Below are 22,858 nucleotides of genomic sequence, written 5' to 3'. Positions count from 1 at the left end.
CCCCGCCCCGCCGCCCGGCCCGCCCGCACGCTCGGCGTTCCCGGCTGGTCCTGAGCGACATGGCGACGGTCCCGGCTGGTGCTCGCGGCCGTCACAACGCCCTCGATGGGACCGTGAGGACCAGCCGAGGGGCGGTAGGCGCGTTGCTGCAGCGTTTCAGCCGATGAGGACCAGGCGGTAGGGGCCGCCGTCGGTGTCGAAGCTGATCCGCAGCTCCTCCGGGCCGGGCACGAAGCCGCCGGAGACCCAGCCGCCGCCCGGGCCGAAGGTGGTCGCGGTCATGTCGACGTCCGGGGCGATCGGGTTCACGACCGTGAACGAGGCTGGGCCCTGATGTGCCGGGAGCTCGACCACGAACTTGCGGGCGGACTGCAGGGCGGCGGCCGGAGCGGCGATACGCGTCATGGCGCCCAGCCTCGGCGACCGGCCGATCGGAGCGGTCCGGAAAACGGCGAATGTCACCCTTGCGGCGCCGACATCGCCAGGTCGGGTGACCGGCCGCGCCGCACCGGCTAGGCACGGGCAGCGCTCCGCGAGCGCGGGGATCAGGAACAGGCCCAGCTACCGGGACGAACTGTCACGCCCATGTCTCCGCCCGCCGAATCCGGGTGACACCATATCGGCAGCGCGGCGTTAGGGTTGGCCATGGAGATCCTGGATGATCTGGTGGCTGAGCAGGATCAGCTGGACACCGTGCTCGCCGGGCTGACCCCGGACGACTGGGCCCGGCCGTCGGCGGCGGAGGGCTGGACCGTCGCGGACGTGGTGCTGCACCTGGCACAGACCGAGGAAGCGGTGGCCGCGTCGGCGGGCGGCGACCCCAGCGGCATCGACTGGCATCGCTTCGGTGAGACCGTGGACGGTGCGATGGACGCGATGGTCCGCGCCGAACGGGACGCGCCGGCCGAGATCTTCGCGCGCTGGCGGGCCGCCCGGCGCGACGCGGTGCGGGCGTTGCGGGCGGCCGATCCCGGGCAGCCGCTGCGCTGGGTCGCCGCGTCGCTGCGGCCGCGCACGCTGGCGACCACCCGGCTGGCCGAGCACTGGGCGCACGCGCTGGACATCACCGGGCCGCTCGGGATCGTCTACCCGGACACCGCCCGGTTGCGGCACGTGGCCTGGCTCGGGCACAGCACGCTGCCGTACGCGTTCCACCTGGCGGGGCGGCCGTCCGTACCGATCAGATGTTCGCTGACCGCGCCGGACGGATCCCGGTGGGAGTTCGGCGATCCGGCCGCGGAGTCGGTGATCGTCGGCGCGGCCGGCGCGTTCTGCCGGGTCGGCGCGCAACGCCTGAGCCCGGCCGAGTCCGGCCTGCAGACCCGCGGCCCGCACGCCGCCGAAGCCCTCCGGCTGCTCCGCAACTACGCGGTGGTCTAGCTCCAGGTGGCCAGGACCCGGGCCTGGCCGCCGGAGCCGCCCTCGTAGGGGATCAGGCCCACGAAGATCGTCGCTCCGTGCCGCGGGATGCTCTCCAGATGGGCGAGGTTCTCGATCCCGTAGCGATCAGCACCGGTCAGCGCGTGATGCGTGTCGAACGTCGCCGACACCCCCGGGTCGATGCTGAGCGTGTCAACGCCCAGGCTGCGGATTCGCCGGTGCCGCAGCAACCATTCGCAGGCGTCCACCCCGAAACCCGGGAAGTGCAGGGTCCCGGCCGCGTCGGTCCCCCGGTACGCGTCGGCGTCGCCGGCCTTCGCACCCCAGCCGGAATACATCAGCACCGCGGCCCCGTCCGGGATCCGGCCGTGCCGGCGCTCGAACGCCATCAGATCAGCAACGGTCACCACGGTATCGGCGTCCCGGGCCGCCCGCGCCGCGATGTCGATCACGACGGCCGGCACGACCAGCTCGGCCGGCTGCAGCTCGGTCGAGGTCCGGCCACCCGCGGTGAAGTGCGCGGGCGCGTCGACGTGCGTGCCGATGTGCTCGATGACCCGCCATTCCTGCATGTAGTACCCGTCGTCGGCGATCGTCGCCACGGTCCGGCGCACCGCCTCCTCACCGGGCTCGAACGCCGGGGTGCCCGGCCCCAGCGGGTAGGTGAGATCACGCAGCCCGCGGCGTCCGGCGGCCTGCGCGGGCTCGCCCAGGGCGACGGCCGCGGCGGCTCCCGCGCCGCCGAACAGGGCCGCGCGGCGGCTGAGACCGGGTTTGCTCGGTTCGGTGCACATCAGCTGGACTCCCTCGGGTCGTCGGACCATCACGGTGGCGACGATCAGGGCCGCGACCGGATCCGCCACCCATCGTGCCGGTCCGCGAGCCGCGACGGCAGCCCATCCCCTGTGGAATCCGCGATCTATCAGCCTGCCGCGCGGAGTCTTTTGCGGGTTTCGGCCAGCAGGTCGTCCGCGTTCTTCCCCCGCGCGTCCCGGGCGTCCGCCGGAGCGCCGGCCGCCACCAGCACCGTCATCAGCTCCGCGTTCCCGGCCAGCGCCGCCGCGTGCAGCGCCGTGCGCCCGTCCACGTCCGGTTCCGCGATCGGCAGCCCGGCGGCGAGCAGCACCGGCAACACCCGTCGATGGTCCAGGTGGGCCAGCCAGTGCAGCAGCGTCCGCCCGTGCCCATCCCGGAAGTGCGGATCGGTCCCGGCCGCGAGATCGCTCAGCACGCCGTCGGTGTCACCGTGCCGGGCCCGCGCGAGATGGTGCTGCCGCAACTTGCGGATCTCCTTGGGTACGGACTTCCCGCCGGTACGAAAGCCCGCCCGAGCCCCGGCGCACCCGCTGACCCGTCCCCCGAGCGCCCCGAGCAGCGCCTCCCGCTGCAGCGCCGCCTCGTCGTGGTGCGGCGTGCTCACCGCCGCCCCGATCACCTCCACCACGTGCCACTGCCCACCGCACCGCACTCTGACCTGCGCGTACGGCTCGTGCAGCACCGGCCGCCAGTCCTGCGCCCGCCCCGGGAACAACGCCTCGTGCACCAGCGGGTGCAACTCCTCAGGCGTCAGCACCCCCCAGCGCAGCAACGCCGCGTCCAGGGGCGCCGCCACCCCGAACCCCACCGGCCCGGTCTTGCCCTGTCCCGCCGCCCAGTCCCACGTGCTCACCACGACCGACCCGTCGGCGCGCACCGTGAGATCCAGCCCGCTCCACCCCAACGGCCGGAACGTCGTGCCACCCAGCATCTCCCGGTACCGCCCGGCCAGCCGATGCGCCTCTGCGGACAGCACCGGCAGGTTCGCTTGCGCGCGGGCGAGCGCGTACGAGTGCCAGGCCCGCCCGTTCGGGTCCGCCACCTCGACACCGGCCGACCGGAACAGATCCTCCAGCCGGTCCCCGCCGGTCTCGGCCAGCAGCCGCTCGAACTCGGACGCCCGATCCCCCGGCCCGTCCCCGCCGTCCCAGGGCAGCCGGGACGCCGACGCCCCGTACGCCCAGCGCCGCTCGGTCACCGCCGCGTCGAACCACGCCCAGGCCGGCATGTCCACCCACCACCCGGTGAGCTCATGAACGTCGGCGACCCGCAACGCCAGCCGCTGCGGCGCGTCCATGGTCGGCGGCAGCGTCACCACCAGCACCGGGGTGCCGCGCCGGCGCAGCAGCCGGCCGGGTGTGCGGAACGGCTCCGGCCGGCGGGACAGCACCAGGCGTACCCCGGGCTCCAGCGCCGCCGAGTCGGCCCGGGGCAGGTGCCGGCGCAGGAAGTCCGGCGCGAACCCGGCCAGATCGGCCTCGATCATCGACGCTTGCGCGGTGCCGAACCTGGCGGCCACGTCCCGCAGGTCGACGTGCACGTCCACGCCGGCCGCCGTGCACGCCGCGCGCCAGTCCCCGGCCTCCCGGGCCACGGTGGCATCCATGATCATCGCGGCCGGGGTCGCGTGGGTGAGCTGCCTCGCGTACCGCTCCCGGTCCCGCCGCCGCGTCAGATCCACCCGTGTCCGTTCCGCCGTGTCCTGAGGGTGGCGGGCCGACCGGATTCGAACCGGTGTCCTTCCCCGTGAGAGGGAGACGCGACGACCTCTGCGCTACGACCCGCCACCGCGCAGTGTAGTCACGCGCCCGCGACCGGGATCAGGCGGAAGATCCGGATCGTACGATGCTGGGCCTGATCGCGGTAGCGACGGTATCCCGGCCACTGTGCGACGAACGCCTGCCACAACTGCTCCCGGTCGTCGCCGGTCGCCTCGCGGGCCTCGACGGCCACGTCCCGCCCGCCGATGGTCACCGTGGCCTGCGGGTGGTCGCCCAGGTTGTGCACCCAGGCGGGCGCGGTGGCGCCGCCCCAGTTGGACCCGACCACGACGTAGGTGTCGCCCTCCGCGACGTACTGCAGCGGGTTCTGCCGCGGCAGCCCGCTGCGCCGCCCGGTGGTGGTCAGCAGCAGCGCCGGGGCCATGCCCAGCGCCACCACGCGGCCCCGGGTGAGCCGGCTGAGCCACCGGTCGACGGTGACCGTGCGCCGCGCCAGCGGGGTGAAGACCGACGCGGTGCCGACCGACCGCCAGAAACTCTTCCAGGACAACGCGAGCCTCCACTCGTCACAGCAAACGGCTCAGCGTAGCGGCACAACCGGACCGCACCCGGACGCCACCGGTTTGTCACTTCACCAGGGCGGATCGTTCCGGTCATGGCCACCACCAAGCAGGCCCGCCGGGCCGCCGCTCTCACCGTCGTCACCGCTGCCGCTGTCACGTTCGCCGGTGCGCCGGCGAGTCAGGCGGCCGTCCCCGCGGACCGGGTCGCCCGGCCCGTCACCGCGCAGGCCGACGCCGCCAAACCGACCGCGACCCAGCTCACCCCGGCGTCCGGCGCGCTCGCCGGCGGCACCACGGTCACGGTCACCGGCACCGGCTTCTCCGCGGTGAACAAGGCGAACCCGGCCGCGGTCAAGTTCGGCGACGTCAACGCGTCCTCGTTCACCGTCGTGTCGGACAGCAAGATCACCGCGGTGGCACCGGCCGGCAGCGCCGGCGCCGTCAAGGTCACCGTCACCAGCACCGCCGGGACCAGCTCCGGCGAGGTGACGTTCACCTACAAGTCGGCGCTCGGCGCCCAGTTCGACGCGGTGACCGGGGCGAAGATGGCCGGTGGCACGACCGTGCCGGTCACCGTGACCGGTGGCACCGTCGGTGACACCGCGAAGGACTTCACCGCCGAGAAGATCACCGCGAGGGTCGGCGAGGTCGCCGCGACGGCGGTCGCCTGGGTCGACGCCACGCACGTCCGGGTGACCACGCCGAAGAGCACCAAGGCCACCACCGTGCCGATCACCCTGATCCGCGACGGCATCGCCGGCACCCCCTCGACCGCGACCGTCGGCTACGCCCCGGCGATCGGGCTGCTCGCCCCGGCCAAGGTGTCCACCGTCGGCGGCACCACGGTCACCATCAGCGGTACCGGGTTCTCGGAGGTCAAGGCGGACGACCCGGCCGCGGTCCGGTTCGGCGACAAGAACGCCACCAGCTTCACGGTGAAGTCCGCGACCTCGATCGAGGCGGTCGCCCCGGCCGGCGTCAACGGCGTCACCGCGGTGACCGTGAAGACCGCCGGCGGCGCGGGCAGTCTGCCGTTCGCGTACCGCGCGCCGCTGGGCATCGAGGTCACCGACGGCGCCGTGGTCAAGGCGTCCGGCGGCTCGGTGCTCGTCAAGGTCACCGGCGGCACCGCCGGGGCGACCGCGAAGGAGTTCACCACCGAGGCGATCACCGCCACGGTCGGCACCGCCAAGGTCACCCCGCTCTGGGTCGACGCCACCCACATCCGGGTGCCGGTGCCCTCGTCGGCCGCGGCCTCGGCCGGCATCACCCTGATCCACGACGGGGTGCCCGGCACCGTCGGCACGGTCCCCTACGTGCCGGTGGTGGTGAGCCTGTCCGCCGAGGGCGACAAGCTCACCGGCGGCGCGAAGGTCACCGTGAAGATCGCCGGTGGTGACATCACGACCGCGACCGGCTTCAAGTTCGGTGACAAGGCCGCCGAGTGCACCGCGCAGGGTAAGGCCAGCGGGACCACCTGGCTGTGCACCGTCCCGGCGGGCGCGCGGTCCGGCCCGACCTGGGTGTCGTTCATCGCGAGCAGCGGCACGGCCAGCCGCTTCACCATCGCGGCCGCCTTCTCCTACTCCGACCTGGACTGAGTCCCGGGCGTCACGGCAGCACCCGAACCTCCCCGCCAACTGGCGGGGAGGTTCCGCCGTGTGGCGGTGTGCGGGATCACCGGCCGGCCACAGGATGGTCACACGCTCGCAACACCAGGAGGCACTCGTGACGACCGACATCGGCCCTCCCCCGCCCTTCGACCCCGAACTGGCCGCCGCGCTCGACGTGCTCGCCGTCGGCCTGCCGCCCGCGCTGACCGCCGACATGATCGAGCCGATGCGGTCCGGCTCGCTGCTCGCCGAGGTCAGCGACGACGACCTGGCCCGCGGCGGCGCGTTCACCGTCACCCGGCGCACCGTGCCCGGCCCGGCCGGCGACCCGGACGTCGAGTTGCTGGTACTGACCCCGGCCGGCGCCGGTCCCGGCCTGCCCGGTCTCTACCACGTGCACGGCGGCGGCATGATCCTCGGCGACAACCGGACCGGCGTCGAGATGCTGCAGGACTGGGCCACCGAGGTGCCGTCGGTGATCGTGTCGGTGGAGTACCGGCTCGCCCCCGAGCACCCGCATCCGGCCCCGGTCGAGGACTGCTACGCCGGCCTGGTCTGGACCGCCAAGAACGCCACCGAGCTGGGCATCGACCCGCAGCGCCTGATCATCGCGGGGGCCAGCGCGGGCGGCGGGCTCGCCGCGGCGACCGCCCTGCTGGCCCGCGACCGCGGCGGGCCGGAACTGGCCGGTCAGATGCTGCTCTGCCCGATGCTCGACGACCGCAACGACACCCCGTCGGCGGTGCAGATGGCCGGCCGTGGTGTGTGGGACCGCACCGCGAACGACACCGGCTGGACCGCGCTGCTCGGTGCGGACCGCGGCGGTCCGGAGGTGTCCCCCTACGCCGCGCCGGCCCGGGCCACCGACCTGTCCGGGTTGCCGCCGGCGTTCATCGACGTCGGTTCGGCGGAGACGTTCCGGGACGAGGACGTCGCCTACGCCAGCCGGATCTGGCAGGCCGGCGGCCGGGCCGAGCTGCACGTCTGGCCGGGCGGGTTCCACGGGTTCGACATGCTGGCCCCGCAGGCCGCGGTGTCGCAGGAGGCTCGCGCCGCCCGGGTCCGCTGGCTGCGCCGGCTGCTCGGGAGCTGACCCTTCCTTCGTGCTGGGCGGCGGGAGAGGATGCCACCGTGAGAGATCTCGCCGCCCGGCTCACCGCTCTCGACCCCGACGCGGGCGCGGCGCTGCAGGTCATCGCGTATTTCGACCGCCTGATCGAGGGCCGCGCCGGCCTGCCCGCGATCATCCGGGGCGCCGCCGTCCTGGCCGGCTGCCCGGCCCGGCTCACCGACCCGCGCCGCCGCATCTCACTACGGGTCCAGCCCGACGGCACGGACACGACCCCCGCCCGCCAGCCCGCTTCAGCCCAGGCCGCTGCGGACCAGGCCGCTTCAGGCCGGGCCGCTTCGGGCCAGGCCGCCTCGGACCAGGCCGCCTCGGACCAGGCCGCCTCGGACCAGGCCGCCTCGGACCAGGCCGCGGCCTCCGCGGCCTTCGCCGGATCCGCGGCGGGCGAGGATCCGGGATGGATGTCCGTCGAGGTCACCGACGGTGCCGTCCTCCGGCTGGAACGCGCCGGCCCACCCGGCCCGGTCGACGCAATGATCTTGGAAAGGGCCGCGGCCGCCGCCCGCGCGGTCCTCGACCGCACCCATGCCCCGCTCCCCGACTCCCTCAAGATCGTCGTAAACCCGGACGCCACGGAAGCGGTCCGCCTCCAGGCCGCCACCCGTCTCGGTCTCAAAACCACCGATTTCGTACGGGCAATCGCGCTCCCCGACGCCCGCCCCCACCTGGCCACCGACCGGGATCCCCCACCCAGCCCACAGCTACGAACCGGCGTCGGCCCCCTCGGCCCGGTCCTCGCCCTCCCCGCGTCCTGGGCGGCCGCCCAGATCGCGCTGCGCTTCACCGCCGACGGCACCGAGGCCGACCCCGGCCCGCGCCTGGTGCACGCCGAGCAGCTCGGCGGCCTGGCCCTGCTCGCCGCCGTGATCATCCCGAACGCCGCGCCCGTCCCGGACGTCAGCGCGCTCGACCGGGTCGCGGCCACCGCTCCGTGGGCGCTGGCCACCCTGAACGCCGCCGCCGAGGCACCCAGCCTGCGCGCCGCGGCCTTGCGCATCCACCACTCGACGATGCAGGAGCGGCTTTCCCACATCGACCACCAGCTCGGCTGGGACTTCCGCACGCCCCCGGGGCGACTGCGCCTGCAGCTGGCGTTCGCCCTGCGCCGCCTTCACCGCAACCCCACCGCCGTTTGACCAGCTGATGGGTACCTCGGAGGGGATCGCGGGTGACCCATGACCGGTCAGTGACTTCAGCCGATGGTGTCGCTAGACTAGATGTCGTCCGAACAGTACTTGTCCAGCGACTGGGATAGGTGGTCCGGGATGCCCACCGAGACGGTGCGATACAACTACCGCCTGCGACCGGGCCGCGCAGCACAGGCCGCACTGCTCGCCGAGTGGGGTCGTTGCCGGTGGCTCTGAAATGAAGCCGTCCATCAGCAGAAAACCGGCCGCAAGCCGACATTCCGCAAACTGTCGAAGATGCTGACCGAGGCCCGAGCTGGCAACGCCTGGCTTCGGAGCGGTTCGCAGGTGGCCCAACAGTGCGCCCTGCGCGACTATGGCACCGCTCTGGACGCCTCGATCAAGATCAAGAACCGGGGCCGGCCGAAGGTCAAGCGCCGCAAGGACGCCCAGCCCAGTTTGGGGTACAGCACCCGGGGCTTTTCGATCAGGAACAGGCGTCTCTGCTTGCCCTGAAAAGTCACCATCCCGGTCGTCTGGTCCCGCAACCTGCCGTGCGCCCCAACCAGCGTGCGCGTTTACCGCGACAACCTAGGGCATTGGTACGCGTCCTTCGTGGTACGTCGCGAGATCAGCGAGGCGCAGGCTGCGGACCTGCCGGGCATCGGCGTCGATTGGGGCGTGAAGACCACCGCGACCACCACTGACCCGGCGTTCGATCTACCGCACGTCGGGCACCGCCGGCGGTGCGCCGCTGAGCTGGCCCATCACGCGTTGATCGCTGTCGAGGACTTCAAGCCGAAGTTCTTGGCCAGGACCACCATGGCCAGTAAGGCCGCCGACGCCGCGATCGGTGCGTGCAAAAAGGAACTGATCGAGTCTGGTGTGCGGGCGGGCCGGAAGGTGGTGCTGGTGCCGCCCGCCTACACCACGATGACCTGCTCCGAGTGTGGAGAGAGAGCCAATCTCCGCCTCGGACTGGGCGTACGCATCTTCGAGTGCGCGGCCTGCGGCTTCACCGCCGACCGCGACCTCAACGCCGCGAGGACGATCCTCGCCACGGCTGAACGCCACCGTGCCAGTGCCGACGACGTGAGACATCAGATCACCTCCTTCCGGGAAGGTGGATCAGATGCGGTCCGAGCTGGGAATCCAGGGGCCCGGCCCAGGAGGGAAATCCTACGGATCCATCCGTGCGGACCGTTAACATTCGATGACGTTGACGGCGAGGCCGCCGCGCGAGGTCTCCTTGTATTTGACCTTCATGTCCGCGCCGGTCTCCTTCATGGTCTTGATGACCTTGTCGAGGGAGACGTGGTGGCGGCCGTCGCCGCGCAGCGCCAGCTTCGCCGCGGTGACCGCCTTGACCGCCGCCATCCCGTTGCGTTCGATGCACGGGATCTGCACCAGCCCGCCGATCGGGTCGCAGGTCAGCCCGAGGTTGTGCTCCATGCCGATCTCGGCGGCGTTCTCCACCTGCTCCGGCGTGCCACCGAGCACCTCGGCGAGCCCACCGGCCGCCATCGCGCACGCCGACCCGACCTCGCCCTGGCAGCCGACCTCGGCGCCGGAGATCGAGGCGTTCTCCTTGAAGAGCAGCCCGATCGCCCCGGCGGTCAGCAGGAAGCGGACCACCCCGTCCGGCGACGCCCCCGGCACGAAGCCGAGGTAGTAGGTGAGCACCGACGGGATGATCCCCGCGGCGCCGTTGGTGGGCGCGGTCACCACGCGACCGCCGGCCGCGTTCTGCTCGTTGACCGCCATGGCGTACGCGGTGAGCCACTCCATCGCGTGCACCGCGGGATCGCCGGCCACCCGCAGCTGACGGGCGGTGGCGGCGGCCCGGCGGCGCACCTTCAGCCCGCCCGGGAGCACCCCTTCGGCGTCCAGCCCGGCGGTGACGCACTCCTGCATGACGTCCCAGATCCCGAGCAGCCCGGCGCGCACCTCCGCCTCGGGACGCCACGCGCTCTCGTTGGCCAGCATCAGCCGCGAGATCGAGAGCCCGGTCGACCGGGTCAGCGCCAGCAGTTCCGCGCCAGACGTGAAGGGGTACGGCTGCGGCGTCTCGTCCGTACGCACATGGAAACCACCCTGACCCACGATGAACCCGCCGCCGACCGAGAAATAGCTCTTGCGCAGCAGCTCGGCGCCGTCGGTGCCGAGCGCCGTGAAGGTCATCCCGTTGGGGTGCTCGGGCAGCGACCGGCGCCGGTGCAGCACCACCTCGACGGCGACGCTGCGCCCGGAGGGCAGGGTGATCCGCCCGTCGGCCGGTGGGTCGAGCGTGGTGTCGACCGTCTCCGGGTCCTCACCCATCAGCCCGAGCAGCACCGCCCGGGGCGTCCCGTGGCCGTGCCCGGTGGCGCCCAGCGAGCCGAAGAGCTCGGCCCGGACGCTGACCACGGCGTCGTCGCAGAGGCGGGTGAACATCCGCGCCGCCCGCATCGGGCCGACGGTGTGCGAGCTGGACGGCCCGATACCGATCGAGAACAGGTCGAAGACGGAGACGGCCATGTCGTCAGTTCCTCAGGTCGCGCGGTCGGATGGACGGGGTCATGCGCTGTCCCCGGCGGTCAAGGCGGCATAACCGGCCTCGTCGAGGGTCTCCGGCCCGCCGGTGACCCGCAGTCGGTAAAGCCATCCGGCGCCGAACGGATCGCTGTTGATCAGGGCGGGGTCGTCGATGACGGCCTGGTTGACCTCGACGATCTCGCCGTCCGCGGGGGCGTAGATCTCGCTGACCGACTTGGTCGACTCGATCTCGCCGGACGGGTCGCCGGCCGTGACGGTCGTGCCCGGTTCGGGCAGCTCGACGAAGACGACGTCACCGAGCGCGTCCGCGGCGTAAGCCGTGATCCCGACCGTCGCGACCTCGTCCTCGGTCAGCCATTCGTGGTCCTTGGTGTAACGCAACGGATGCCTCTATCGCTTGTAGAAGGGGAGCGGGACGATGTCGGCTTCCTCGCGGGTGCCACGCACATCGACCAGGAGTTTCGTCAGGTTGAGGCTTTTCGCGACGTAAGCCATCGCGATCGGGTGCCCGAGCGTCGGCGACGGCGCGCCGCTGGTCACCTCGCCGACCTTCTCGCCGGTGGCCGGGTCGAGCACCGCGTGCCCGGCGCGGGGCGATCGGCGGCCCTTGGTGACCAGGCCGACCAGCACCGATTCGGGTTCCACCGCGCGCAGCGCCTCGGCGCCGACGAAGTCACGCTTGTCCAGCGCCACCACCCGGCCCAGCCCGGCGTGCATCGGCGTGGTGCGCACGGTCAGTTCGTGGCCGTAGAGCGGCATGCCGGCTTCCAGGCGCAGCGTGTCCCGGCAGGCCAGCCCGGCCGGGGCGGCACCGGCGGCGGCCGCCCAGTCCCAGATCGCCTCGGCGTCGGCGTTCTCGCAGTAGATCTCGAAGCCGTCCTCGCCGGTGTACCCGGTCCGGGCCAGCAGCACGTCCCGGCCGGCCAGCCGCTCCGGCTTGATCGCGTAATAGCGCAGGTCGGGGTGCTCGCCGACGATCGTGGCGGCCTGCGGGCCCTGCACCGCGATCAGCGCCCGGTCGGCGGCCGTGACGGTGACGGTGTACCCGCCGGAGTGTTCCCCGAGCATGGCGAGCACCACCGGGGCGTTCGCGGCGTTCGCCACGACCAGGAAGTGCTGCTCGGCGAGCCGGTAGACGACCAGGTCGTCGATGACCCCGCCGGTGGTGTGGCACAGCATGGTGTATTTCGCGCGGCCGACCGCCACCGCGGAGAGCCGCCCGACCAGGGCGTAATCCAGGAATGCGGCGGCCTCGGGGCCGGTGATGTCGATCTGGCCCATGTGACCGAGGTCGAACAGGCCGGCCGCTTTGCGGACCGAGTGGTGTTCGGCGACGTCACTGCCGTACCGCAGCGGCATCTCCCAGCCGGCGAAGCTGGTCAGGTTGGCGCCGAGGCGCCGGTGGACGTCGTGCAGCGCGGTGCGTCTCAACAGGGAGGCTCCTTGGTCGTCGGGCCTCCCTCGCTCTGTCACGGATGCCTGAGAGGTTCACCGCCCGGCGTCGGGCGGCTTGCACCTTGGGCGCAGCGCCCTGGGAGGGCGCTGACTTTCCAGAGTCGCCTGACCGTTGCGGTACCGTTTGCCTGAGAGATTCTGAGGGAGAAGTTGCTCCTTCGGCGACCCGCCCGGTTTCGGCGAGTGCTCTCCCGCAGCGGTTGTCGCGGCGAAAATCTTCACTTGTGGCACGGAAACTATCAGGCCCAGCCAGCCCCATCAAGATCGACTGCCCGCAGCGCCCGTCTGTTCCCCCAAAGTTCTACCCGCCTCCCCCACCCCTGACCACCGGCGGCCACCGCTAGCCGGCGCTTTCTTTCTCGCCTGCCTCGGCCAGGCGGGAAAGGGCCGGCAGCGCCTGAACGATCGCCGCGCTGTCGGCCGCGTCCAGCTGCTCGAAGAGCCGGTCGAACGTCGCGGCATAGTGCGCGTAGGTCCGGTCCAGCAGATCCCGCCCGCCCTGGGTCACCTCGACCAGCACCCCGCGCCCGTCGTTCGGATCCGGCACCCGCCGGACCAGCGCGGACTTCTCCAACCGGCCGACCAGCTGGGTCATCCCCGGCTGCGACGCCCGGGTCAGCCTGGCCAGATCGGTCACCCGCCCCGGCCCCTCGTCGACAAGCCGGCGCAGCACCGAGAGCGCGATCGAGCTCGGGTTGTCCGGCCCTTCCAGCTGGCGCAGATAGCGAACCAGTTGCGCGAGCACCGGCAGCAACTGTGACCCACGACTTTCCCCGGCCACCATGTCCATAACCTCATTACGCATTCAGTGTCGAGCCACGGCGGCCCCACTCGCCACCGACCCCGCTGCGCGGAGGCGATCCCGGTCCACCATTGTTCCCACAGCCCCACACGGTCTCAGCAGTCGCCTTCACCCCCGGGCCGACGCCCGGCCCTCACCCGTCCCGGGCGACGATGTGGCGCCTCCCGAGGAAGTAACCTGGACGCGAACCGTTCAGCAATCCGGGAGGTGGCCGCGGTGAGCGCTGCCCCGTCCGGCCCGGGCCGGCCACGGGACCCCGAGGTCGACCGCCGGATCACCCAGGCCGCTCTGGACGTGTTCGGCGAGGCAGGCTGGGCCGGGTTCGCGATGGAGACCGTCGCCCGCCGCGCCGGGATCGGCAAGGCCACCCTCTATCTACGCTGGAGCAGCAAGGAGCTTCTGCTCACCGACGCGCTGACGGCCGGCCTCCCCCGGGTCTCCGACGTCGACACCGGCACCCTGCACGGCGACCTGGTCGAGCTGGCCACGCAGATCCTCACGCTCTACATCGGCCCGGGCAGCCGCGCCGCCCTGCGCCTGAACCTCGAGGCGGCCACCATCCCCGGCATCGCCGAGCACTACGCCCGGATCCGCTCCTCGCAGATCTCGGCCGCGCGCGACATCGTCCGCCGCGGCGTCACACGCGGCGAACTCCCCGACTCGGTCCCGATAACGCTCCTCGTCGACACCCTCACCGGCGGCGCCATGATGCACGCCCTCACCACCCCACCCGACGAGCGAGCCACCCGCCTCAAGGCCGCCCCCCGCCACGCCCACCAGCTGGTCGATTTCCTGCTCCACTCCGTCAGCTGACCGCGCGGGTCGGCGTTTGGCTAGTCCTCCGGGGTGTCTCAGCGAACCGGAGACACCCCGCAAAGCCAGCCGGCTGGGTCGGGCTGGTTTTCGGGGGTCCCTCAGCGCTGGGAGACACCCCTGTGGACCAGCCGGGGGGCCGGGAGGCGCGCAGCGGTCCCGGGCGGCTGCGGGCGTCGCGCCGCCTCACGGGCGGGACGTGGCTCGTAGCCTACGGACGGGCGCTCCGTCATCCGTACCGGAAAGGGTTGGCCGTGAGACGACGGCTACCTCGCGCGTTCCGGTGGGCTGGGCGGGAATCGGCGGGCCGGGGTCCGCGACGGTGCGGATTTGCCGAGGTGGGCCGCGATCCCGATGAGGGTCGCGGCCCGTCGGCATTTCGGGACGGTGCGGAATTCAGGCGGGCCAGTGGTGGGTGCCTTCGGTCAGCTCCACTGGGGGGTGACCGGTGAGGGAGAGGAGGCCGGTTACTCCGGGTGGGAGCGTCGCGGTGACCTTCAGGGTGCCGCCGGTGAGGGTCCAGGACACCTCGATCCGGCCGTGGCGGGTCTCCAGGGAGGAGCGGCACCAGGTCAGGGCCCCGCCGGGGCGCGGCGCGATCGACACTCGCGCATATCCGGGGGAAAGAGGAGCGATACCCCCGACGGTACGGTGCATCCAGTCCGCCACCGCCCCGAGTGCGTAGTGGTTGAAACTGGTCATCTCCCCCGGGTTGACCGAGCCGTCGGGCAGCATCGAGTCCCATCGTTCCCAGATCGTGGTCGCCCCCATCGTGACCGGGTAGAGCCACGACGGGCAGGACCGCTCCGTCAGCAGCCGGTACGCGTCCTCCAGGTGACCGGTCCTGGTCAGCGCCTCGGTGATGTACGGCGTCCCCGCGAACCCGGTCGACACCCGGTACCCACTCGCGGCCACGAGCGCCGCCAGCCGCTGCCCGGCGGAATCCGCAGCGGCAGTGGAGAGCAGCCCGAACACGATCGCCAACGTGTACACCGTCGTGCAGTCGGAGCGGATCGTGCCGTCCGCCGCGACATACTCCGCATGGAACGCCGCTCGGGTCCGCTCGGCCAGCGCACCGAACTCCGCGGCATCCTCCGCAAAGCCCAGCAACGCGGCCGTCGCCGCCGCCGTCGTGAGCGACCGGTAGTAGGCCGCCGTCGCCACCACCCCCGGATCGGCCTTGGCCTTGGCCGGCGCGTCCGGCGGCGCGTCCGGGTCGAGCCAGTCCCCGAACTGGAACGACCCGTCCCACACTCCGGACGGCGACAGCAGCGTACGCACCCGCCGCACGTGCGCGGCCATCGATGGATACTGCCGTTCCAGCAGGTCACGAGACCCATACGCCTCCCACAGCGTCCACGGCACCCACACCGCGGCGTCCGACCAGAACGCGGTGCTGTCCGGGTCGGGGAACTCCGGCGGGTGCGGCTGGAACTTCAGGATGTCCGGGATCACGAACGGGACGAGCCCGTCGGCGGCCTGCTGCTCGGCGGCCAGGTCGGCGAGCCAGTCGGCCAGGAACGCCTCGACGTCGAACAGGTACGCCGCCGACGGGGCGAAAACGGCCAGGTCACCGGTCCAGCCGAGCCGCTCGTTGCGTTGCGGGCAGTCGGTGGGCAGGTCCAGGAAGTTGCCCTTGGTGCTCCACACCACGTTGCGGTGCAGCTGGTTGAGCAACTCGTCGGAGCAGGCGAACTCGCCGGTGCGCCGCAGCTGGGAGTGCACCACAACGGCTTCCAGCTGATCGGCTTCGGCCAGCGACAGGCCGGTGACCTCCACGTACCGGAAGCCGTGGAACGTCATGGTCGGCTCGAAGAAGTCCACGCCGCCGCTGCGGATGAACCGGTCGGTGGCCTGGGCGTCGCGCAGCGGCCGCACGCCGAGCTCGCCGGCCTCGAGAACCTCGGCGTGCCGCAGCCGGACCTCCGAGCCGGCCGGTCCGGTGGTGGTGAACCGCACCCAGCCGACAAGGTTCTGCCCGAAATCGATCAGGATCCGCCCGGTGGGCGACTCCCAGACCTTGCTGGGCGCGACGAGATCCTGCCGGGTCACTGCCGGTCCGATGTACGGCGTGAGCCGCCGCCGATCGAAGTCCAGCACCCGCACCGGCAGCGACCACCCCGGCGCGGTCGTACGGCGGCGCGCGTCGATGGTCTGCCCGTCGTACAGATCATCGGCGATGACGTCGGACCCGCCGGCGGTCCAGCTCTCGTCGGTGACCACCACCTGCCGGTGCCCGTCCGCGAACCGGATCTCGAGGTCGGCGATCACCCCGAGCCGGTCGCCGTAGAACGCCCGGCCGCCCATGAAGCCCAGCCGCCCGCGGTACCACCCGTTGCCGACCTGCACGGTCAGCACGGAACCGGCCGTGAGCAGCCCGGTCACGTCGTGGCTCAGATAGCGGAGCCGGTGCTCGTAGGAACTCCAGCCCGGGCTGAGCACGTCGTCGCCGACCGGCTGCCCGTCGATCCGGGCCTCGTGCACGCCCAGGCTGCTGATCCGCAGTGTCGCCGCGACGACGTCGCCGTGGCCGGTGTCGAGGTCGATCTCGGTCCGAAAGCACGGGGCACTGCCCAGCTCGGTGGCTGGCGTGATCATCCGTGCGGTCGAGTCGTGCATCGTGAAACCTTTCATCGACAGGCCCTAGCCCTTTACCGAGCCGGAGACCATGCCGGAAACGATCTGCCGCTGGAAGATCGCGAACAGGATCAGCGGCGGGATCGTCACCAGCAGGACGTCCATGAACAGCAGGTTGTAGGCGTTGTTGTACTGGCCCTGGAACGTGAAGAGGGTGAGCTGCACGGTGGCGTTCTCGTCGCCGGGCAGGAAGTACAGCGGGCTGGCGAAGTCGTTCCAGATGAACACCGACTGCACCACCACGACGGTCACGATGATCGGCCGCAGCAGCGGGAACACCACCCGGAAGAACAGGCTCACCGGCCCGGCCCCGTCGATGGTCGCCGCCTCGTCCAGCTCGCGCGGGACGCTGGCGATGAACGCCTGGAACAGCAGCACGCAGAACGCCATCGCGTAGGCGATCTCGACCAGGATCAGCCCCGGCATGGTCTTGAACAGCTGGGTCTTCTGCAGCACCCAGATGGTCGGCACCACGGCCGGCGGGATGACCAGCCCGGACAGCACGATCAGGTTGAGCGCGCCGGTCCAGCGCGACTTGCGCCGCTGCAGCACGAACGCGGCCATCGCGGCCAGGACGACCACCACGGCGACGCTGACCACGGTCAGGATGGTGCTGTTGATGAACGCGATGATCAGCAGGTAGTCGCGGGCCTCGATCACGGCCTGCAGGTTCTGCACGAACGCCCACTGGGTGGGCCAGGAGAAGTCCAGCAGCGCCGACTCCGACTGGGTCTTCGCGGCGGTCAGCAGGATGAACGCGAACGGCACCAGGAACACCACGGCGAACAGCACGATCGCGAACCCGCTGAGCGGAATCCGGGAACGATTCACGACTCCTCCTTGCGGTTGACCAGCCAGAACAGCGGCAGCACGATCAGGATGACCAGCAGGAACAGCACCACGTTGCCGGCCGTGGACAGCCCGTAGAAACCGGCCTGGTACTGCTTGTAGACCACCGAGGCCATCACGTCGGACGTGAAGCCCGGACCGCCCTTGGTCATCGCCCAGATCAGGTCGAACTTCCGCAGCCCGCCGATCAGCGACAGGATGATCACCGAGATGGTGGCCGGTTTGGCGAGCGGCAGCGTGACGTGCCGGAACCGGTGCCAGGCGCTGGCTCCGTCCATCTTGGCCGCTTCGAAGTACTCGCCGGGGATGGTCAGGATGCCGGCCATGTAGATCACGGTGGCCAGCCCGACGCCCTGCCAGACGTCGACGAGCGCGACCGACAGCAGCGCCCAGCTCGGGTCGACCAGCCAGGCCGGCCCGTCGATGCCGATCACCGCGAGTGCCTGGTTGATGATCCCCTTGGTCGGGTGCATGAGCACCTGGAAGGTCAGCCCGACCCCGATCGTGCTGACCAGCACCGGGAAGAACGCGACCGAGCGCATGAAGCCGCGCCCGATGATCGGCCCGGTCAGCAGGATGGCCAGGGCCATCCCGAGGACCACCTTCAGCCCCGAGGTGACCAGGGCGTAGATCAGGGTGTGTGTCAGCCCGGAGGCCAGCGCCGGTTCCCGGAAGAACTGGACGTAGTTGTCCAGGCCGATGAACTCCTGGTCGAACAGGGTCCACCGGGTCAGGCTGAAGTAGAACGCCATCACCGACGGGACCAGGAAGAAAACCGTGAAGATGAGCCCGCCGGGGATCAGGAACCAGTACGGGTACGTACTCCGCCGACCAGCCGTCGCGGTCGCCATCACCAGCCCTTGAGGCCGAGCTGCTGGGCCTGCTTCTTGACGTCCTCGTCGTACAGTTTCGCGCCGGCCTCGGCGGACCGGATCCCGGACCCGACCTCGACGGTGATCTGCTCCAGCGCCGGGCCCTTGATCGGTGAGAGGAATTCGAGCGCGGGACTGGCGGCGCCCGCGTCGACGTACGCACTCAGGTCCTTGACCGCGGGAGCGACGTCGTCGGGCAGCTTGCAGGTCTTGACCGCGAACGGACCGCCCACCGGGGTGGCGGCGGCCTGGGCCGCGCAGCCGTCCGGGGAGGCCAGGAACGCCTGGAACTTCTTGGCCGCCGCGAGCTTGTCGCCCTCGGTGCTCTTCGGGATGTAGATGCCGGACGGCTCCCAGAGCGTCACGCCGTTCTTGGCCGCGTCGGTACCGGGCATCGCGAAGAAGCCCACGTCACCGACCTTGCCGGGCGCCGCCGTCTCGATCGCGGTGACCCCGAAGGTGATCATCGGGTAGTGCCCGGCCTTGCCGGTGGCGACGGCGGCCAGGCCCTCGTTGTACTTGGCCGAGGCGTAGTCGGCGTTCCAGTACCCGGCCTTCTTCAGCTCCTCGAGGCGCTGGAAGCCGGCCAGCGCCTGCGGCGTGGTGGCGAACTTGGCCTGGTTGTTCGTGTACTTGTCGGCGAAGCCGGGATCGGCGGCGGCCACGTTGTGGTAGTCGGCGAGCACCAGCACCTGCGAGGTCCACGACTCGCTGTAGGTCTGCTCGACCGGGGTGACCCCCTCGGCCTTGAGCTTGGCGTTGTTGGCCATGAAGTCGGCCCAGGTCTTGGGCACCTGCAGGCCGAGCTTGGTATAGAGCGGCTTGTTGTAGAAGATCCCGCCGCCGGTGATGTTCTGCCACGGCGAGCCGTAGACCTCGTTGTCCGCCGAGACGACCTGCTTGAACGTGGGATCGAGGTCGCCGACCCAGGACTCGCCGGTGACCGGGGTGAGGTTCGCCTGCGGCGCGATGGCCTGGAACAGCGAGCCGGAGTTGTATTCGAAGACGTCGGCCATGTCCCCGGTGGCCAGGCGGGTCTTGACGAGGTTGTCGCCCTCGCTGCCCTGCGGCCGGGTGTCCAGCTTGACGGTGACGTCGGTGTTCTTGGCGGCGAAGGCGGCGATGACCCCTTCGGCCACCTTCACGTTCGCCGGGTCGTTGTTGGTCAGGAAGGTGATCGCGGTCTTGCCGGACCCGTCGTCGTCGTTCGACCCCAGCGAGCCGGCGCTGCAGGCCGACAGGGTGAGCACGCCCGCGAGCAGAACCGCGGCACTGTATCTCATCGGTGAACCTCCGGTTTCGCGCATGTTTGTAGATCGGTCTCCGCGTGTAACTGGCGTCACAGTAGACCGATCTACGCATGGCACACAAGGGCGATTTCGAAACGTTTCAAAAGATGCGGAGCGGTCTACAGTTGCGGCTATGTCGATCACGAAGGGCCGCTCGGTCACGATCAGCGACGTAGCTCAGACCGCGGGCGTCTCCCGGGCCGCGGTCTCCAAGGTGATCCGCAATGCGTACGGCGTGAGCCCCGCCATGCGCGAACGTGTCGAAGCCGCCATCGGCGAGCTCGGCTATCGCCCCAGTGTCGCCGCCCGGGCCCTACGCGGCTCCAGCTATCGCCTCGGGCTGGAGATACCGCACGTCAGCGCCCGCTTCATGACCCAGATCATGGAAGGCGCCAAGCAGGCCGTCGCCGGCACTCCGTACCAATTGGTCCTCGCCCCGGCGCACGGCCCGGAGTACGACACCCTGGAATCGCTCGCCGACGGCCTCGTCGACGGCATCATCGCGATCTCGCCGCTGGTCGACCCGGCCTGGCTGGAGGACCTGGGCCGCCGGATCCCGGTGGTCATGCTCGGCCGCCACGACCACCCGACCGGCTACGACACGGTGGTCGGCGACGACATCGGCGGCACCCGCGCGATCATGACGCACCTGTTCGACCTCGGTCACCGCCGGATCGCCCACCTGACCGAACCGGAGGCCGTCACCCGCCCCGGCTCGGGAACCCCGCACGCGGTCCGCCTGGAGACCTACCGCACCGTGATGACCGAGGCCGGTCTCGCCGACCTGATCCAGATCGCCCGCCGCGAGGACGTACCGGACCTGGCCCGCGCCGCCACCGCTGACCTGCTGGCCCGCCCGGAACCGCCGACCGCGATCGTCGCCGGCCACGACGACATCGCGATGGGCGTGCTCGCCGAGATCGCCGCCACCGGCCGGCACGGCGAGATCGCGGTGACCGGTTATGACAACACCGACCTGGCCGCGCACCCCTTGATCGACCTCACCTCGGTCGACCAGCAGGGCATGGAGATGGGCGCCCAGGCCGCGACGATGCTGCTCGAACGCCTGCAGGGCCGCACCGAGCCGCGCCGCTACCGCGCCACCGCCACGCTGCAGGTCCGCGGCTCGTCGGTCCGGTCAGCCGGGTAGCGCGGCCACCACGGTTTCCGCGCCAGCCGCCGCCGCGGCCTGCCGCAGGGTGCGCCCCTGCGGATCGCGCAGCAGCTGATCACAACCGGCCGCCAGGTCCGCCAGGACGGTCGCGGTGTCGCCGTGGACCAGGCGGGCGAAGAAATGCCGCCGCCACTTGCGGATCTCTTTGGGCATCGGTTTCTGTCCGGTACGGAACGCGGCCAGCGCCGCCGCACACCCGGAGCTGCGTCCCCCGAGCACGGCGAGCATCGTCTCCCGCCGCACCTCGACCTCGTCGTGGTCCGGCAGTCGCAGGCTCGCCCCGGCGATCTCGACGAGGTGCCAGTCCGCCCCGCACCGGACCCGGATCGTCGCGGACGAGTCGTGACCGACCGGCCGCCACCGCTGCACCCGCCCGGGGAACAGCGCCTCGTGCACCAGCGGGTGCAGCTCGTCGCGGCTCAGCGCGCCCCAGCGCAGCAACGCCACGTCCAGCGGCGCCGCGAGGCCGAGCCCGTAAGGACCGGGCGGGCCGCCCCGGCGTCGCCGCCGGTTCCAGATGCCGACCACCGGCGTCCCCTCCTCGGACACCCGCAGCTCCAGCCCGCCGGCGACGAGCGTCGGGAACACCGTCGCCAGCTCGCCGTACCGGCCGGCCAGCCGCCGCGTCTCGGCGGCCAGCAACGGGAGCCGGTCCTGCTCGGCGGTGAGCAGCCGCGAGTACCACTCCGATCGGTATCGGTCATCGGTGTCGAGGCCGGCCGACCGGTACAGCTCCTCCATCCCCTCCGGCGCGATGGCGCGGAGAAGCCGCTCGAACTCGGCGGCGCGATCCGGCGCCGGGTCCACGGTCCCTCGCAGGTCCGCCGGGGTCGAGGTTCCTCGGGGGTACGCCGTTCCGTCCGCGAAGTGCCACGCCGCCCGCTCCGCAGAAGCCCCGTACGCCCAGCGCCGGTCGGCCACCTCACTCGCGTGCCACGCCCAGGGCGGCAGGTCCAGCCAGTCGCGGTCGAGCTCCGCCAGGCAGCTGACCGTGAGCTCCAGCCGTTGCGGCGCCGTCACAGTCGGCGGGGTGGTCAGCAGCAGCACCGGGGTGCGGGGTTCCACGGTGGCCCGCCGGGACAGCACCACGGACAGGGCGGGCCGCACCGCGTGGTTCCCGGCCCGGGGCAGGTGCCGGCGCAGCAGGTCGGGTGCCAGACCGGCCAGATCCGCCGCGAGGAAGGCCGCGTCGCTCGGGTCGATGCGCACCTCCACCCCGGAAGCCGCACAGGCGCCCCGCCAGTCACCGGCGAGCCGGGCCGCCGTCGCGGCTGCCACCATCCCGGGCGGCGCCGCGTAGGCGAGTTCCCGCGCGTACCGTTCCCGGTCCCGCCGCCGTTCCAGATCCACCGCTACCTTTTCGCTTCGGGTCGGAGGTGGCGGACCGGCCGGAGTCGAACCGGCGTCCTTCTCCTTTGCAGGGAGACGCGACGACCTCTGCGCTACGGCCCGCCACCGCGGGAGTCTAGCCAGCCGCCGATCCGACCGCTCCGGCTCAGGAGCGCTCGGTGAAGGCGGCGCGGGCGGCCAGCAGGTCGCCCATGTGCTCGGCGCACCAGGCGCGGGCGGCGGCCACCAGGTCGAGCATGCTACGGCCCAGCGGGGTCAGCGCGTATTCCACCCGCGGCGGGTTCTCGTCGTAGGCCGTGCGGGTCACCAGGCCGTCGCGTTCCATCGCGCGCAGCGTCTCGGCGAGGACCTTCGGCGTGACCGTGCGCAGCGGAACCCGCAGCTCGCTGAACCGGCGTGGCCCGTGTTCCAGGCACAGCACTACCATCGCGGTCCACTTGTCACCGATCTGGAACGGCATCACGGTCGTCGGGCAGGCCGGGTCGAACATGTCCGGGCTCAGGCTGGCCGTCATCCCGCGAGCGTAACGCCGTACCGCACCCTGGTCACCGAGCCGGCGCACAGGGCCGCCCGCCAGGGTCCTGACCGACATCGACAGACGATTGCCGACGACAGGCCGGGCTTCATTTCGTACGAAATAAGCAAGCGTCGGCGGACGAACCCGCCGCCGTGAAGGCGGTCTCGGGGTTCGGGCATTCATGGTTGTCCGATCCACACGGAGCCTGGGAGGCCC

At 71.6% G+C, this 22,858-nt stretch carries 21 protein-coding genes, 2 tRNA genes, 1 pseudogene and 1 riboswitch; of the genes and pseudogenes, 8 read left to right on the top strand and 16 right to left on the bottom strand.

Annotated elements, in window-relative coordinates; genetic code table 11:
- Positions 1-156 precede the first annotated feature (156 nt).
- Positions 157-405 carry a hypothetical protein gene (locus tag Apa02nite_RS46610; RefSeq protein ID WP_157441456.1) on the bottom strand — a complete coding sequence of 83 codons (249 nt, stop codon included), beginning with the start codon at positions 403-405 and terminating at the stop codon, positions 157-159.
- A 240-nt stretch (positions 406-645) separates the two neighbouring features.
- On the opposite strand from Apa02nite_RS46610, the gene Apa02nite_RS46605 reads away from it, so the two are divergent.
- Positions 646-1,380 carry a maleylpyruvate isomerase family mycothiol-dependent enzyme gene (locus tag Apa02nite_RS46605; protein WP_203830881.1) on the top strand — a complete coding sequence of 245 codons (735 nt, stop codon included), beginning with the start codon at positions 646-648 and terminating at the stop codon, positions 1,378-1,380.
- Here the strand turns inward: Apa02nite_RS46605 and Apa02nite_RS46600 are convergent.
- The 4 genes from Apa02nite_RS46600 to Apa02nite_RS46585 form a co-directional block, all read right to left on the bottom strand.
- Positions 1,377-2,243: a cyclase family protein gene (locus Apa02nite_RS46600; RefSeq protein WP_239165055.1), complete on the bottom strand. Its 867-nt coding sequence runs from the start codon at positions 2,241-2,243 to the stop codon at positions 1,377-1,379. The genes Apa02nite_RS46605 and Apa02nite_RS46600 overlap by 4 nt on opposite strands.
- A 59-nt stretch (positions 2,244-2,302) precedes the next feature.
- Positions 2,303-3,877: an ankyrin repeat domain-containing protein gene (locus Apa02nite_RS46595; RefSeq protein WP_203830880.1), complete on the bottom strand. Its 1,575-nt coding sequence runs from the start codon at positions 3,875-3,877 to the stop codon at positions 2,303-2,305.
- Between the two features lie 30 nt (positions 3,878-3,907).
- Positions 3,908-3,980: transfer RNA gene (locus Apa02nite_RS46590), tRNA-Glu, on the bottom strand.
- Between the two features lie 16 nt (positions 3,981-3,996).
- A complete protein-coding gene (locus tag Apa02nite_RS46585) occupies positions 3,997-4,467 on the bottom strand; it encodes a nitroreductase family deazaflavin-dependent oxidoreductase (RefSeq protein WP_067692395.1) in 471 nt (156 codons plus the stop codon).
- 105 nt (positions 4,468-4,572) lie between these two features.
- On the opposite strand from Apa02nite_RS46585, the gene Apa02nite_RS46580 reads away from it, so the two are divergent.
- The 5 genes and pseudogenes from Apa02nite_RS46580 to Apa02nite_RS52515 form a co-directional block, all read left to right on the top strand.
- Positions 4,573-6,081 (top strand): IPT/TIG domain-containing protein, encoded by a 1,509-nt coding sequence (locus Apa02nite_RS46580; RefSeq protein ID WP_203830879.1) that lies wholly within the window; start codon positions 4,573-4,575, stop codon positions 6,079-6,081.
- A gap of 127 nt (positions 6,082-6,208) precedes the next feature.
- The gene (locus Apa02nite_RS46575) at positions 6,209-7,186 is read left to right on the top strand and encodes an alpha/beta hydrolase (protein WP_239165054.1); all 978 of its coding nucleotides are present in this window, start codon (positions 6,209-6,211) and stop codon (positions 7,184-7,186) included.
- A 38-nt stretch (positions 7,187-7,224) separates the two neighbouring features.
- Positions 7,225-8,358: a helix-turn-helix domain-containing protein gene (locus Apa02nite_RS46570; RefSeq protein WP_203830877.1), complete on the top strand. Its 1,134-nt coding sequence runs from the start codon at positions 7,225-7,227 to the stop codon at positions 8,356-8,358.
- Between the two features lie 288 nt (positions 8,359-8,646).
- Positions 8,647-8,865 carry a hypothetical protein gene (locus Apa02nite_RS46565; protein ID WP_203830876.1) on the top strand — a complete coding sequence of 73 codons (219 nt, stop codon included), beginning with the start codon at positions 8,647-8,649 and terminating at the stop codon, positions 8,863-8,865.
- Positions 8,866-9,171: 306 nt separating this feature from the next.
- Positions 9,172-9,342 (top strand): annotated as a pseudogene (locus tag Apa02nite_RS52515) (zinc ribbon domain-containing protein); the annotation flags it as partial.
- Between the two features lie 210 nt (positions 9,343-9,552).
- Here Apa02nite_RS52515 and Apa02nite_RS46555 read toward each other — a convergent pair.
- From Apa02nite_RS46555 to Apa02nite_RS46540, 4 genes are all read right to left on the bottom strand, one after another.
- The gene (locus Apa02nite_RS46555) at positions 9,553-10,866 is read right to left on the bottom strand and encodes an L-serine ammonia-lyase (protein ID WP_203830875.1); all 1,314 of its coding nucleotides are present in this window, start codon (positions 10,864-10,866) and stop codon (positions 9,553-9,555) included.
- A gap of 39 nt (positions 10,867-10,905) precedes the next feature.
- Positions 10,906-11,265 (bottom strand): glycine cleavage system protein GcvH, encoded by a 360-nt coding sequence (gene gcvH / locus Apa02nite_RS46550; protein ID WP_203830874.1) that lies wholly within the window; start codon positions 11,263-11,265, stop codon positions 10,906-10,908.
- 9 nt (positions 11,266-11,274) lie between these two features.
- Positions 11,275-12,315: a glycine cleavage system aminomethyltransferase GcvT gene (gene gcvT, locus Apa02nite_RS46545; RefSeq protein WP_203830873.1), complete on the bottom strand. Its 1,041-nt coding sequence runs from the start codon at positions 12,313-12,315 to the stop codon at positions 11,275-11,277.
- Positions 12,316-12,444: 129 nt separating this feature from the next.
- A riboswitch (glycine riboswitch) is annotated at positions 12,445-12,543 on the bottom strand.
- Positions 12,544-12,679: 136 nt separating this feature from the next.
- Entirely contained in the window at positions 12,680-13,084 is a 405-nt protein-coding gene (locus Apa02nite_RS46540) for a MarR family winged helix-turn-helix transcriptional regulator (protein ID WP_239165052.1), read from the bottom strand.
- A 273-nt stretch (positions 13,085-13,357) separates the two neighbouring features.
- On the opposite strand from Apa02nite_RS46540, the gene Apa02nite_RS46535 reads away from it, so the two are divergent.
- Positions 13,358-13,954, top strand: coding sequence for a TetR/AcrR family transcriptional regulator (locus Apa02nite_RS46535; RefSeq protein ID WP_239165051.1), 597 nt, complete (start codon positions 13,358-13,360; stop codon positions 13,952-13,954).
- A 396-nt stretch (positions 13,955-14,350) separates the two neighbouring features.
- On the opposite strand, the gene Apa02nite_RS46530 is transcribed toward Apa02nite_RS46535, so the two are convergent.
- The 4 genes from Apa02nite_RS46530 to Apa02nite_RS46515 are packed head-to-tail and all read right to left on the bottom strand — an operon-like array spanning position 14,351 to position 19,595.
- Positions 14,351-16,573: an alpha-L-rhamnosidase gene (locus Apa02nite_RS46530; protein WP_203830871.1), complete on the bottom strand. Its 2,223-nt coding sequence runs from the start codon at positions 16,571-16,573 to the stop codon at positions 14,351-14,353.
- Between the two features lie 24 nt (positions 16,574-16,597).
- Entirely contained in the window at positions 16,598-17,422 is an 825-nt protein-coding gene (locus tag Apa02nite_RS46525; RefSeq protein WP_239165050.1) for a carbohydrate ABC transporter permease, read from the bottom strand.
- Complete coding sequence (locus Apa02nite_RS46520; RefSeq protein ID WP_203830870.1) at positions 17,419-18,291, bottom strand: carbohydrate ABC transporter permease; 873 nt, start codon at positions 18,289-18,291, stop codon at positions 17,419-17,421. Before Apa02nite_RS46520 ends, Apa02nite_RS46525 begins: the two co-directional genes overlap by 4 nt.
- A complete protein-coding gene (locus Apa02nite_RS46515; protein ID WP_203830869.1) occupies positions 18,291-19,595 on the bottom strand; it encodes an ABC transporter substrate-binding protein in 1,305 nt (434 codons plus the stop codon). The genes Apa02nite_RS46520 and Apa02nite_RS46515 overlap by 1 nt, the downstream gene beginning before the upstream one ends.
- Positions 19,596-19,734: 139 nt before the next feature.
- Between Apa02nite_RS46515 and Apa02nite_RS46510 the strand changes: the two genes are divergently transcribed.
- Positions 19,735-20,751 carry a LacI family DNA-binding transcriptional regulator gene (locus Apa02nite_RS46510; RefSeq protein WP_203830868.1) on the top strand — a complete coding sequence of 339 codons (1,017 nt, stop codon included), beginning with the start codon at positions 19,735-19,737 and terminating at the stop codon, positions 20,749-20,751.
- Here Apa02nite_RS46510 and Apa02nite_RS46505 read toward each other — a convergent pair.
- From Apa02nite_RS46505 to Apa02nite_RS46495, 3 genes are all read right to left on the bottom strand, one after another.
- A complete protein-coding gene (locus Apa02nite_RS46505; RefSeq protein ID WP_203830867.1) occupies positions 20,740-22,125 on the bottom strand; it encodes a hypothetical protein in 1,386 nt (461 codons plus the stop codon). The two genes, Apa02nite_RS46510 and Apa02nite_RS46505, sit on opposite strands and share 12 nt — an antisense overlap.
- Positions 22,126-22,152: 27 nt before the next feature.
- Positions 22,153-22,226: transfer RNA gene (locus tag Apa02nite_RS46500), tRNA-Cys, on the bottom strand.
- Positions 22,227-22,270: 44 nt separating this feature from the next.
- On the bottom strand, positions 22,271-22,639 hold the full coding sequence (locus Apa02nite_RS46495; protein ID WP_203830866.1) for a winged helix-turn-helix transcriptional regulator: 369 nt from the start codon (positions 22,637-22,639) through the stop codon (positions 22,271-22,273).
- Between the last annotated feature and the right edge of the window lie 219 nt (positions 22,640-22,858).

Source organism: Actinoplanes palleronii (assembly GCF_016862315.1).
GTDB classification, from domain to species: domain Bacteria; phylum Actinomycetota; class Actinomycetes; order Mycobacteriales; family Micromonosporaceae; genus Actinoplanes; species Actinoplanes palleronii.
This window is presented reverse-complemented; position numbering and strand designations above follow the sequence as displayed.